General features: G+C 38.8%; 10 protein-coding genes. 5 read left to right on the forward strand and 5 right to left on the reverse strand.

Annotated features, from left to right (window positions below):
* Positions 1-42: 42 nt before the first annotated feature.
* Positions 43-2,283, reverse strand: coding sequence for an AAA family ATPase (locus IGL32_RS02280; protein WP_430600082.1), 2,241 nt, complete (start codon positions 2,281-2,283; stop codon positions 43-45).
* 301 nt (positions 2,284-2,584) lie between these two features.
* Here IGL32_RS02280 and IGL32_RS02285 point away from each other — a divergent pair, with 301 nt between their 5' ends.
* The 3 genes from IGL32_RS02285 (at position 2,585) to ptsP (ending at position 4,940) form a co-directional block, all read left to right on the forward strand.
* Complete coding sequence (locus tag IGL32_RS02285) at positions 2,585-2,776, forward strand: hypothetical protein (RefSeq protein WP_002366170.1); 192 nt, start codon at positions 2,585-2,587, stop codon at positions 2,774-2,776.
* Positions 2,777-2,946: 170 nt separating this feature from the next.
* The gene (locus IGL32_RS02290) at positions 2,947-3,213 is read left to right on the forward strand and encodes a phosphocarrier protein HPr (protein ID WP_002355551.1); all 267 of its coding nucleotides are present in this window, start codon (positions 2,947-2,949) and stop codon (positions 3,211-3,213) included.
* Complete coding sequence (ptsP, locus tag IGL32_RS02295; protein ID WP_002361251.1) at positions 3,213-4,940, forward strand: phosphoenolpyruvate--protein phosphotransferase; 1,728 nt, start codon at positions 3,213-3,215, stop codon at positions 4,938-4,940. Before IGL32_RS02290 ends, ptsP begins: the two co-directional genes overlap by 1 nt.
* Before the next feature lie 44 nt (positions 4,941-4,984).
* Here the strand turns inward: ptsP and IGL32_RS02300 are convergent, their stop codons facing one another.
* The 3 genes from IGL32_RS02300 to IGL32_RS02310 are packed head-to-tail and all read right to left on the reverse strand — an operon-like array spanning position 4,985 to position 9,267.
* The gene (locus IGL32_RS02300) at positions 4,985-6,064 is read right to left on the reverse strand and encodes a DUF916 and DUF3324 domain-containing protein (protein ID WP_002386937.1); all 1,080 of its coding nucleotides are present in this window, start codon (positions 6,062-6,064) and stop codon (positions 4,985-4,987) included.
* Between the two features lie 35 nt (positions 6,065-6,099).
* Positions 6,100-6,837 (reverse strand): WxL domain-containing protein, encoded by a 738-nt coding sequence (locus IGL32_RS02305; RefSeq protein WP_002358689.1) that lies wholly within the window; start codon positions 6,835-6,837, stop codon positions 6,100-6,102.
* A 54-nt stretch (positions 6,838-6,891) separates the two neighbouring features.
* Positions 6,892-9,267, reverse strand: coding sequence for a hypothetical protein (locus IGL32_RS02310; protein ID WP_002361253.1), 2,376 nt, complete (start codon positions 9,265-9,267; stop codon positions 6,892-6,894).
* Positions 9,268-9,530: 263 nt separating this feature from the next.
* Between IGL32_RS02310 and tig the strand changes: the two genes are divergently transcribed.
* Entirely contained in the window at positions 9,531-10,814 is a 1,284-nt protein-coding gene (tig, locus tag IGL32_RS02315) for a trigger factor (RefSeq protein ID WP_002355556.1), read from the forward strand.
* A 111-nt stretch (positions 10,815-10,925) separates the two neighbouring features.
* The gene (locus tag IGL32_RS02320) at positions 10,926-11,588 is read left to right on the forward strand and encodes a hypothetical protein (protein WP_002366175.1); all 663 of its coding nucleotides are present in this window, start codon (positions 10,926-10,928) and stop codon (positions 11,586-11,588) included.
* Positions 11,589-11,632: 44 nt separating this feature from the next.
* Here IGL32_RS02320 and IGL32_RS02325 read toward each other — a convergent pair whose 3' ends face one another.
* The gene (locus IGL32_RS02325; protein ID WP_002366176.1) at positions 11,633-13,555 is read right to left on the reverse strand and encodes a PTS fructose transporter subunit IIABC; all 1,923 of its coding nucleotides are present in this window, start codon (positions 13,553-13,555) and stop codon (positions 11,633-11,635) included.
* Positions 13,556-13,570: the final 15 nt, after the last annotated feature.

The raw sequence follows: 13,570 nt of genomic DNA on the forward strand, positions 1-13,570 counted from the left end.
AAAAATCCGCACGCATTGTTATTAATGCGTGTGGATTTTTGATTATTCTGCTTGGTCAGATGTTGAAGTTTCTGTTTTAGTCACTTCTTGTGCGCCAGTTACGATAATTTTACCTTCGTTATCTAACGCTGCGACTAATTGATGATTTTCAGGATGATCTAGATAGTATTCAGCAATGCCGTCTTCAATTTGTTCTTGAATTGTTCGACGTAAAGGACGAGCGCCCATTGCAGGATCATAACCTAAATCAACGAGTTTCTCTTTGACTTCTGTTGGAACCTCAATGTGTAATTTTTGTTTAGCTAATAAGCCATTTACTTCTTCTAACATCAAGCTGACAATGTTCATCAGGTTTTCTTTGCTTAATGCTTTGAATTCGATAATACCATCGAAACGGTTAAGGAATTCGGGGGTGAAGAAGTTGTTCAATTGACCTAAAACAGATTTAGTCACACCTTCACGGGCAGCACCGAAGCCAACGTTGGCTTCCACAGCTCCTGTTCCAGCATTACTTGTCATGATAATGATGGTGTCTTTAAAGCTGACTGTACGACCTTGTGCATCTGTTAAACGACCATCGTCGAGAATTTGTAAAAACATGTGTAAAACATCAGGATGCGCTTTTTCAATTTCATCCAATAAAATTAAACTATAAGGATTACGACGGACTTTTTCTGTGAGTTGTCCAGCTTCGTCATAACCAACATAGCCTGGAGGAGAACCAATCAGTTTAGAAACACTGTGTTTTTCCATATACTCACTCATATCAAAACGAACCATCGAATCTTCTGAACCGAATAGCTCAAAAGCTAATTGTTTTGCTAATTCTGTTTTACCAACGCCTGTTGGCCCAACAAATAAGAAGGAACCAATTGGGCGGTTTTGTTTGCCTAGGCCTATACGATTGCGACGAATCGCTTTAGCTACTTTATCGACGGCATCATCTTGTCCGACAACATGAGCTTTTAAGTCAACAGCTAAATTTTTCAATTGGGTTTGTTCTTTTTCTTTTAAGTCACCGACAGGAATGCCAGTTTTTTGTTCCACAATGGCTTCAATATCTTTTTCAGTGATGACGGGTGTTTCTTCATCGCTGATTTGTTTTTCTTTCATTGCTTGTAATTTATTGATTTGATCACGATAATAAGCCGCTTTTTCAAAATCTTCTTCTGCGGAAGCTTGTTGTTTTTGTTGTTCCGCTTCTGCTAATTTTTTATCAATTGTTTTTGGATCGACGAGTTGGATAGTTAGATTCATTTTTGAACCAGATTCATCTAACAAGTCAATCGCTTTATCTGGTAAAAAGCGATCTTGAATGTAACGATTGGATAAGTTTGCTGCTGCGTTAATCGCTTCATCTGTATATTTAACATGATGATAATCTTCATAACGTTTTTGCAAACCATGTAAAATCGTTATGGTTTCGGCAACGGTTGGCTCATCTACTTGGACTGGTTGCATCCGACGTTCTAAGGCAGCATCTTTTTCAATAATACGGTACTCATTTAAAGTTGTGGCACCGACTAATTGTAATTCACCACGTGCTAAGGCTGGTTTTAAAATATTGCCAGCATCCATATTGCCATCACCAGCAGCACCAGCACCCACAATTTCATGGACTTCATCAATAAATAAAATGACATTTTCAGCTTCAGTGATTTCTTCAATCAATTTTTGCATCCGTTCTTCAAATTGTCCGCGAATACCAGTTCCTTGAACAAGTGAAACCACATCTAAACGAATGACTTCTTTGTCCAATAATTTTTGGGGCACATCGCCATCGACAATTTTTTGGGCTAAACCTTCGACAACGGCTGTTTTACCAACACCTGGTTCACCGATTAAAACGGGGTTGTTTTTTGTACGGCGATTTAAGATTTCAATGACACGCTTAATTTCTTGGTCACGTCCTACCACAGGATCGATATCTCCTTGGCGTGCCGCTTCGGTGATGTTAATCCCATACTCGCCTAGTAAACCTTGACCAGCGCCAGCGCCTCCGCGAGGGGGTTGACCTCCATTACCACCATCACCAAATTGAGTGGGTGGTGTTTGTTGTTCATAAGGATTACCTTGTTGCATTTGGCGAGAAAGAGAACGATATAAATCGTCTAAACTCCCAAAGCCAAAAGGGTCTTGTCCCATATTTTGAGGGGAATTATTTGCTTGATTTTTTAATTTTTGATAGCAGCTTTGGCAATAGTCCAGTTGTTTTCTTTGACCATTCACATTTGCATATAAATGAATTGTTGCTTCATTTTGTTGACAATTTTGACAAATCATTGAATGAAACACATCCTTTCAAAATAACTGAGGCCAGAAAAATAGTTGTTTGCTCTATTATTTCTAATAAACAGACCATTTTTCCTCAAACCAGCCAAGTACTAGATAGCAGGAATAAATTCTGTCTATAAAACCACTTGACCATTTTTGACCTTTGAGGTTATTATAGCATTTTTTGTAAGAGAATCAAGTAAAAGACCTTGTTTAAAAAAAGGCAAAGATTCGATTTTTTTACAGACAATTGCGCCATTTTCAAGTAAACTATAAGAGTTGATATTTAAGAGAAAGAGTGGTGAAATCAATGGCTGAAAATCCTTTTGTAGAAAAAATTGCTTCATTAAAAGCTGGAGAAATCTCTGAATTAATCGTGGAGCAAAATGAATTTTTCCAATTTCGTGATGCTTGGATTTCTTTACCTGACCGCGCGGAAATTGTTGGAGAAGCGGGGTTAAATGGACGAATCATTTATCGTTACCAAAAAGAGGAAGAATAGTCAGTGCAAAACATCACGAAATTTAAGCAAAAAGTGTTGTGTAAGATAGAAAAAAATGGTAATCTTAGAAACTGAAAGGGTCTTTTTTCGAGTAGACGTTTGATTTTAGCGTATCAAGAAAGGAAAACCCTAACATAAAAATTTTTTATTTACGAAGGAGACCGATTTATATGGAAAAGAAAGAATTTCACATTGTAGCAGAAACAGGAATTCACGCACGTCCAGCTACTTTATTAGTACAAACTGCAAGCAAATTTAACTCAGATATTAACTTAGAATACAAAGGTAAATCTGTTAACTTAAAATCAATCATGGGCGTTATGTCTTTAGGCGTTGGTCAAGGTTCTGACGTAACAATCACTGTTGATGGTGCTGACGAAGCTGAAGGAATGGCAGCAATCGTTGAAACATTACAAAAAGAAGGATTGGCTGAATAATGTCTGAGATGCTAAAAGGGATTGCCGCAAGTGATGGCGTTGCTGTTGCTAAAGCTTACCTGCTAGTTCAACCTGACTTGTCTTTCAACAAAACTTCCGTAGAAGATACTGATGCAGAAGCAACTCGCTTAGACGATGCTTTAGCAAAATCTACTGAAGAGTTGCAAGCAATTCGCGACAAAGCAGCTCAAAGCCTTGGTGAAGCAGAAGCGCAAGTTTTCGATGCTCATTTAATGGTTTTATCTGACCCAGAAATGGTTGGTCAAATCAAACAAAATATCCAAGACAACAAAGTCAATGCAGAAGCTGCCTTGAAAGAAGTTACGGATATGTATATTGGTATGTTTGAAGCAATGGACGACAATGCTTACATGCAAGAGCGTGCAGCAGATATTCGTGACGTTGCCAAACGTATCTTAGCACATTTATTAGGTGTGACTCTTCCAAATCCTTCAATGATTAACGAAGAAGTAATCGTGGTTGCCCATGACTTAACACCTAGTGATACTGCACAATTAGACCGTACGTATGTTAAAGCCTTTGTGACAGACATCGGCGGACGTACTTCTCACTCAGCCATCATGGCTCGTTCGTTAGAAATCCCTGCAATCGTTGGTACAAAAGAAATTACTGACAAAGTAAAAGCAGGCGATATTTTAGCAGTGAACGGAATCATTGGGGATGTTATTATTGACCCAACAGATGCTGAAAAATCTGAATTTGAAGCAGAAGCAAAAGCTTATGCAGATCAAAAAGCAGAATGGGATAAACTAAAAAATGCAGAAACAGTGACAGCTGACGGCAAACATGTTGAGTTAGCTGCAAACATTGGTACACCAAAAGATTTAGAAGGCGTACACAAAAACGGCGGCGAAGCTGTTGGTTTATATCGTACAGAATTCTTATACATGGATTCATCTGACTTTCCAACTGAAGAGGACCAATACCAAGCGTATAAAGCAGTTCTTGAAGGAATGGAAGGAAAACCAGTTGTGGTTCGTACAATGGATATTGGTGGGGACAAAGAGCTTCCTTACCTAACATTACCACACGAAATGAACCCATTCTTAGGTTACCGTGCATTACGTATTAGCTTATCAGAACTAGGTGACGGCATGTTCCGTACACAAATGCGTGCATTATTACGTGCGTCTGTTCATGGTAACTTACGTATCATGTTCCCAATGGTTGCTACTTTGAAAGAATTTAGAGCAGCGAAAGCAATCTTTGAAGACGAAAAACAAAAATTAGTCAACGAAGGTGTTGAAGTTTCAAACGATATCCAAGTAGGTATTATGATTGAAATTCCAGCAGCTGCCGTATTAGCTGATAAATTTGCCAAAGAAGTTGACTTCTTTAGTGTTGGAACTAACGACTTAATCCAATACACAATGGCGGCAGACCGTATGAACGAACGCGTTTCTTACTTATACCAACCATACAACCCATCAATCTTACGTTTAATTAAAAATGTAATTGATGCAGCACACGCTGAAGGTAAATGGGCTGGTATGTGTGGTGAAATGGCGGGCGATCAAACAGCTGTTCCATTACTATTGGGTATGGGCTTAGATGAGTTCTCAATGAGTGCTACATCTATCCTTAAAACACGTAGCTTGATGAAACGTCTAGACACAACTAAAATGGCTGAACTTGCTGACCGCGCATTAAAAGAATGCGACACGATGGAAGAAGTCGTTGCATTAGTTGAAGAATATACAAAATAATTAAGTGATTATGAAAGCACATCGACAATTGTCGATGTGCTTTTTTATTGTTGCGATTCACGTATTTTTTTCTTGAAATAATAAATCGTGCTTCCCAAAATGAATAGAAAAACCAGCGTGATGCTACTCACCAGTTTCCAAGGGAAATTGGTGTGTTTTTCAGGTGGGAGGTTGACGGCGGTAGCATTGTATTTTTTAGCTTCTTTTTCTTGGATGACTAAGTGTTTTTCCCACGAATAGTCTTGATAGCCATCGTTTGCTTTGATTTTTACAGTATAATTTCCAGGAACAAAAGGTTGTTCCTTTAAGTCAATCCGATAATTAAAATTTGTATTAGGAGCCATTGTTAACGACTCTTGGTGATTTTCGTAGCGAGGTTTGGTTTCTTTTTCATAATACAAAGAGGCATCGACTTGTAATTTTTTAATCATAGCCGCTTGTTTGTTTTGGAGATTCATTAATACGCGGTTACGACCGTTAGCTTGATCGGTTTTTACTTCATTTAAAGATAATTCTGGCTGAACAGGTTCATCTGTTTCACTAAGTAAGACACCGACTACATAAGAAAAACGATTATTGATGGCCACACCGTTTTCTGAGTGAGCAGGTTGTTCATCTGACTTTTGTTCAAAGTAGAGTCCTCCTAAAACGTACCCATTAAATGGTTTTTCCGGTAAAGTAAGCTGACATTCAACAGTCTTGGTTGAGTGTTTAGGTAGGTGGATTTCTTTTGGCAATTGCGCAATCTCATTAAAAGTAAAAGGTGCAGACGGATCTTTTTTTGTTTCAGCATGAGAATAATCTGCCAAGCCATTATCATTAGTAATCGCTGCATTGGCTGAAGCTAGCACGGTAATGTCGTTGGCTGTTTGATTCGTTAGTTCGATTTGTAGCTTTTGTGTTTGGTTTGGAGCGACACGTAAATCAAAATAACTTGTCTCTTTGGTTCGTTGATTGTCGGGTAAAATGGCTTTTACAGAAAAAGTCATTTCGCTTGCTTCTACAGAATAAGAGCCAATAAAAAATAAAAAAATGATGACGCTAATAGCATGGAGCCATTTAAAAAGCTGCTGATTCATAGTGTGCACTCCTTTTTGACAATTTTTTATAACAAGGTATTGCATGAAGTTGTTTCATGCAATACCTTGTTTGTTTTCTTTTAAAGTGGTGTATCATCCAAAATCCAAGTAAGCGTTGTTTTATATTGTTTAGCTGCAACTTTTTTCGTTGTCGCAGGAACAGTTAATTGAATGCCTTGAGCAGCGGTCGCTCCGCTACCAAAAGCTAATGTCCAAGTGCCCATTCCTGTTGAAAGAGCGGCAGTCGCCACAGGAGAAGTGGCGGCACCAGTTGGATCCAAGGTTACTGGGACCGTTAATGGCGCCAAAGAAAGTAACTGTGTTGAATTGGGTGTTGCTGCTAAAAAGGTCAAGGATGCATTATCCAAAACAGCGGGTGTTGAATCACTTGTAGCAAATTGCGCACTCTGTTTAACTGATAATTTCCAGCCAAGATTTAGACCACGTTTGTCAGTTACTTGAACATAGTTTGGCACGCTAATTAAATCGCCAGTACTATTTTGCACTTGATCCAGTTGTGCCGAATAGATCGCTGTTCCGGCTTGAATTTGTTTTGATCCAAAATGGATATTTGAAACATAGTCAATACTAAGGGGTCCGGCTGTACCAGGTTGATGAGGATCAGCAGGATTAGGTGTCACAGGCTGAGAAGGGTTCGTCGGGTTGACAGGTGGCGTGACAGTATTATCAAGAGCAAACGTAATATCAGCGTTGGATTGAATAGAAGCGACTTGAGCTGCTTCAACTTTTGGACTATTTAAAAGCATAAGAGGCGTAGCAACGAACAAAATGCTTGAAATGCGCACGATCTTTTTCATTTTTTATTCCTTCTTTCTTGTTTATTTTTAACTTTTAAAAAAGCTAAATCCTAATTAGAGGGGTGTATCAGAAAGAATCCATTGTAATTCGGCAGTGTAAGATTCTTTGACCGTTAAATTAAGGTCAGGAGCAACGCTTAAAAAAAGTCCATTTTGTTGGTTCCAAGGAATTTCTACATTGTTATCGTCCGTTGCGGTGTGTTGATAAACTTCGGTTGCTAAAGAGGAGAGAGGAAAATCACTGCCATTTTTTCGATAAATGAAAGCTTGCTGGATCGTTTTATTTGTAGAAGTTGAATGCATGGGCTGACTCTCTCTTACCAACAAATGCCATGGTGTTTTTGCAACTCGACCATCGGCAATGAGGAAAGGAGCGCTGATGGTCGATGGTGAGTATATGGTTCGTTTGCTGGGGAAAGGTAAATTTTTAAAGGAAACTGTAGTTGGCATCTGCACAAAACGGAGGGTACCGTTTTTGATAGGTAAAGATTGTTCTTTAGTGATTGGCGTAATTGGCGTTCCGCCACCATCATTGCCAGTAACCGTGCTAGAAAATAAAAGAAATTGGTTTATCCATTCTTCTGTAACCGTTGCTGTATATTGTAAGGTGAATTGTGTATTGGCTTCCGTAAAATTATCTGCTGGCAGCGAATTATGATAACTCCAATACGGCAAACCAGTGGAACTATCAGTTAAAAGTTGAAGCCCAGCTATTGGCGTACTTAAACCTGCTGCTGATTGTTTTGTTAATGTAGCAGCTGAAAGTTGGGACAGTCCTTTAGGCACCGTTGCTCGTAATTGCTGATTCATCCACGTTGCTGGTTGATTGGTTAAACGTGTGGTTAACGTAAAACGAATGATTTGACCACTTACGACAGAGTTTGCAGCTTCCCAGAGCCCTTGTGCATTTTTCCGCTCAATGATTTGCGTAACCGTTAGTTGAGGCACAGGATAAGCAACTGTTTGAGAAACAGTAGAACTGGTTAACAAAGGCAGGCCAGTGCGATTGCTGAGACCTTGGACCCACAAGCTGACCGTTTCTCCCCCTTGGAAAGTGGGTAAATTAGCAAATTGAAAATGGCCATTGGAATCTAAGGACGTTGTGGAAATAGAACCACCATTTATTTGTACTTTAACTTGATAGGTTCCGTTAGATACTTGAGAAGCTTTACCTGAAAGTTGAGTTGAGCCGGCATTGGCGACTACGTTTGTGACTGGTTGGATTGACCAATTGACACTTTGGTCAGCTGAGGGGCTGCTTTGAATATAGTCGGTTGACGTTTTTGAACGAGCAAAGACAATTGTAGAGAGCGTGTCGCCATATTCTAATGGTGAAGCTAACGATGTCGAGAAATTTCCGGCTGCATCGACAGAAATCCCTTTCACCACAATGGGGGTAGTGGTGCCATCATGGCGGTTCAAGGTTAATTGAACAGAGTAGTTATAGTTTGGGTCTTGTACTTGTTGAATGGTCCCTGTTACAGTAGTGTCCAGATGATTTGGTTGAGTTAGTTTGGCTGGTGTGACTTGAGGAACGGGATAATTACCTAAACTAAGTTGAGCTTTGCTAATTATGCCTGTTTTTGTATTATTCCCAATAATAATATTAATTGCGCCTAATCCAGTGCCGACATCTGTAAAGGTTCCTCGAATCGGATAGTCTTTGCCGTTAAGAGCAGGAGGGATTGAAATTCCTCGTTTATAAAGTGCGCCCACATCAAACGAAATGGCGGCAGACCATTTGGTTCCGGGAAGTAACACCAAGGTGCTACTTGGAAAAGTCAGATAAACAGAATGATAAGTGCTACTATAAGAGAGGCTGACGCCGTTAGTTGAACTGTGAATATCTTGAGTGGCTGTTCCTGGATAACTGACAGTCCCTGTTAAAAGAGTCAGAAAATCTTGTTGCTTTAGAGTGTCGTTATCTAACTGGCTTGAAATTTCTGTAGGAAGTTGAATAGCAATAATCGGTCGATCATTAATTGCTAAGCCGATAAGTGTCACACTGTATTCATACGAAAGTGTGATAATATCTTGGTTATACGTTCCCGTGCTTAAGGTACTTTTTAAGGTGCTATTACCAACAGAAACACTAGCTGGCGTAGGTGCCATAGGTTCATCGTTTTCAGAGGAAGCATGGGTTTGCTCGGTTTCTTGTTCCACGATATCGGTTGCTTGAGTTGTTTGTTGTTCTGTTGAAACTGAAGTAAATGTTTCACTAAAAGTAGAGGCGTGAGTTGTAGGGTTCAGTGTTTCAGAATGAGCTATCAAAGGTTGAGTCAGCGATAAAAAAAGCCATGATATGATGCAAGAAAAGATTCCCCATACGAACTTATTCAAAACCATCCTCTCCTTTTTTGATATTATATGTATAATGACGAAAATATATAATGTGTAAATATTAAGTACATACATTCTATAATGGGCCATTCATAAAGTAAAGCGATTACATCCGATGGTGAACAAGATATTTTGTTCACAATCTTTTAGTGTTTTAAGAAGGAAATTTCTCGAAATTCTATGCTTTTTTAATCCGAAAAAATTAAAAAACTGATAGTTTGCTAAAAATCGAGTCTTTCTTTCACTTCTTAGCACTTAAAATATTTACATTTTCCTAGGGATAGTGTACTATTTAAAGGTATGCATAAATAAAGTTTGATGTATAAAATTAAATGTTATTCGGAGGGAAACAAATGTCTGCGAAATGGGAAAAAAAAGGCACTAATGATGGTGTATTAACTTTTTCAATCGAACAAGCAGTAATCGAAAAAGGATTAACGCAAGCGTTCAATAAAGTGAAAAAAAACTTAAACGTACCTGGTTTCCGTAAAGGAAAAGTATCACGTACTGTTTTTAACCGTATGTATGGAGAAGAAGCGTTATACGAAGATGCGTTAAACGCTGTTTTACCAGAAGCATATGAAGCGGCTGTATTAGAAGCAGGAATTGAACCAGTAGCACAACCAAAAATTGATGTTGAAAGCATGAATAAAGGGGAAGACTGGGTTATCACTGCTGAAGTAACTGTAAAACCTGAAGTAAAATTAGGCGAATACAAAAACTTAACAGTGTCTAAACAAGACCGTGAAGTAACAGATGAAGACGTGGAAGCACGTTTGAAACGCGAACAAGAATCTCAAGCTGAATTAGTAATCAAAGAAGATGCCGCTGCTGAAAATGGCGATACTGTAGTTATCGACTTTGAAGGCTTCTTAGGCGACGAAGCATTTGAAGGCGGCAAAGGCGAAAATTACTCATTAGAACTAGGTTCTAATTCATTTATTCCAGGCTTTGAAGACCAATTAGTTGGCAAAAAAGCTGGCGAAGAAGTAGAAGTAAACGTTACTTTCCCTGAAGATTACCAAGCAGAAGATTTAGCTGGTAAAGAAGCAGTCTTCAAAGTAACTGTTCATGAAGTAAAAGCAAAAGAATTACCAGAATTGGATGATGAATTTGCAAAAGACGTTGACGATTCAGTAGAATCATTAGACGAATTAAAAGAAAAATTCCGTAAAGAATTGACAGAAGCAAAAGAAGCAGCAGCTGAAGAAGCAAAAGACGAAGAAGCAATTCGTTTAGCTGTTGAAAATGCTGAAATCGTTGAATTACCACACGTAATGGTTCACGACGAAGTTCACCGTTCAATGGATGAATTCTTAAACAACATGCAACGCCAAGGAATTTCTCCTGAAATGTACTACCAATTAACTGGTTCTACAGAAGAAGATTTACACAAACAATTTGAAGGCGAAGCAGAAACACGCACAAAAACAAACTTAGTGATTGAAGCAGTTGCCAAAGCTGAAAACATCGAAGTAACACAAGAAGACATCGATGCTGAAGTGAAAGATTTAGCAGAACAATACAACATGCCTGAAGCGCAAGTACGTAAAGTATTAAACAACGACATGTTAGAACACGATATTCGTATGAAACGTGCTGTTGAAACAATTACTGAAACAGCTGTTGAAAAATAAACATTTTTAATAAGCTCTTCATTCGATAGAGTTTTCTAAAACTGTAGATGGAAGGTGTCTTTCATCTACAGTTTTTTTCATATAAAATAACTTTTGAAAGGGTGTGTCAAAATGGATAAAAATTATTCGAAAATTAAATATGGATTAGTGGTGTTTGGCATCTTATGCTTGACGTACAATCTCTGGGAATTTTTTACGGCTAAGTATTCAACAAAACAAGGTGTGACGTTTGTTATCGAATGTTTACTTGGAATTGGTCTAATCTTTTTACCGGATCTTGTCAATAAATTTTTAAAAATTATTATGCCACCGACTATCGTTTATTTTTACTGGTTTTTCTTATTTATTTCAGTATTCCTAGGAACCTCGTTGCATATGATCTCAATCATTTCGTTCTGGGATAAAATTTTACACTTTGTTAGTCCGATGCTGTTAACTGCTGTGGGTTATGGTATTGCTGGTTTCCTATTGAAGAAAACGAAGTACGCCGATGTTTCCCCGTGGTTATTTTTATTATTTGGGTTTGCATTTGCAGGGCTTTGTGGCGTCTTCTGGGAATTCTGGGAATTTATCTGCGATTCATTAGGGAACATGAACTTACAACGCTATAATATGTCCAACGGCCAACCATTTATTGGGCGTGCTGCTTTAATGGATACGATGGGGGATTTATTTACCAATACCCTTGGGGCCTTTGTGATGGGCGTGTACACGTATATCAGAAGCAAAGGAAATCCTGAGTATTTAGAAAATTATGCGATAAAGAGAAAATAATAAAAAAGCGATTCAACCATGGTTGAATCGCTTTTTTGCTTTTTTTAAGCAGGTACTTCGACAGGTTTTTTCAAAAGTCCGTAGACAATTCCTGAAATAATCGCCCCAATTAAGATGAACAATAGATATAGTAATGGATTACTTAATAGGAAGACGACGAAGATTCCTCCATGTGGTGCCAATAATTTGATACCAAACGCACCAACCAACGCACCAGTAAAGGCAGAACCTACCACGAAACTTGGAATCACACGTAATGGGTCAGCTGCTGCAAAAGGAATTGCCCCTTCAGTGACAAAAGAAAGTCCCATTACAATATTGGTTAAGCCGGCATCTTGTTGATCTTTTGTAAATTTATTTTTAAATAAACGAGTTGCTACGAAAATTGCTAATGGAGGAACCATTCCGCCAGCCATTACAGAAGCCATGACCACGCTGCCACCTTCTGCAACAGTACTTGCTAGCGTAGCTGTACCGAAAACATAAGCAGCTTTGTTAACTGGTCCACCTAAGTCGATGGCCATCATACCAGCTAATAAGGCACCAAGTAAAGCAGCATTTGTGCCATCTAAGCCAAGTAGGAAATGATTTAACGCATCATTAATTGCTTTCATTGGGATGTTAATGACTAACATTAATAAGCCTGTAATAATCAAACCAAAAACTGGATAGAATAAAATGGTTTTAATTCCATCTAATGATTTTGGCAAGCCTTTGAAAACTTTACGTAAAAGAACCACTACATAACCAGCTAAGAAACCACCGATTAGGGCCCCAAGGAACCCAGCTCCTCCGGCGTTTGCTAATGCACCAGCCGCGAAACCAGCAACTAAGCCTGGACGATCCCCGATACTAGAAGCAATAAAACCAGCTAAGACAGGTAACATAAAGCCAAATGCTGCGCCACCAATTTGGTTAAACCAGCTAGCTACGTCATTGTAATTCCCTAAATTGGCTAATTGATCTTGAGGAACCCCGATAAATTGATCAATCATAAAGGAAAGAGCAATGGCAATTCCGCCACCAATAACGAAAGGTAACATATGAGAAACACCATTCATTAAATCTTTATAGATACGAGAACCGATTGAACCTTCCGCTGAATCCTCTTGGTCGCTTGCAGCCGAGTCACTGCCATGGAAAGTAGGAGCTTCACCACTAATGGCTAAGTTAATTAGTTCTTCGGTTTTACGAATTCCATCACTGACGGGACGATTGACTAATTTTTTACCATCAAATCGATTCATTTCTACTTTTTTATCGGCTGCGACAATCACGCCATCAGCACGAGCAATATCTTCAGCAGTTAAACGATTTTTAATTCCTTCTGAACCGTTTGTTTCTACTTTAATGTCTACGCCCATTTCTTTTGCTTTTTTCTTCAGCGCATCTTCGGCCATGTAAGTATGAGCAATTCCTGTAGGACAAGCAGTCACAGCAATAATATATTTACGATTGCTTTCTGGTGCTGGCGTTGTTTGTTCTTGTTCTGCTTTTTCTTCCGCTTCTTTTTGATCTTCCGCTGCTTGGAAAAGTGCTTGTACAGCTTCTGGAGTTTCCGCTTCTTTCAATTTGCCAACAAATTCTGGATCGATAAGTAATCGAGAAAGGGCCGCAAGCGCTTGGAGATGTGTATCATTGGCGCCTTCTGGAGCAGCAATCATGAAGAATAGATAAGTAGGTTGTCCATCTAGTGCTTCATAATCAACACCTTTTTTACTTTTAGCAAAAAGAACTGTCGGTTCTTTTACGGCACTATTTTTTGCGTGAGGCATAGCGATGCCGTCGCCTAAACCAGTCGATGTTTGTGCTTCGCGTTTTAAAATTCCTTCTTTGTAAGTGTCAATGTCAGAGATGCGGCCACCATCGTATAATTTTTGGACCATTTCATCAATCGCGCCTTTTTTATCAGTAGCTTGTAAATCCATAATCATGACATCTTTTATTAATAAATCATTAATGTTCACTCTATTTTCCTCCCT

It is taken from the genome of Enterococcus sp. AZ035 (assembly GCF_050548325.1).
GTDB lineage: Bacteria > Bacillota > Bacilli > Lactobacillales > Enterococcaceae > Enterococcus > Enterococcus faecalis.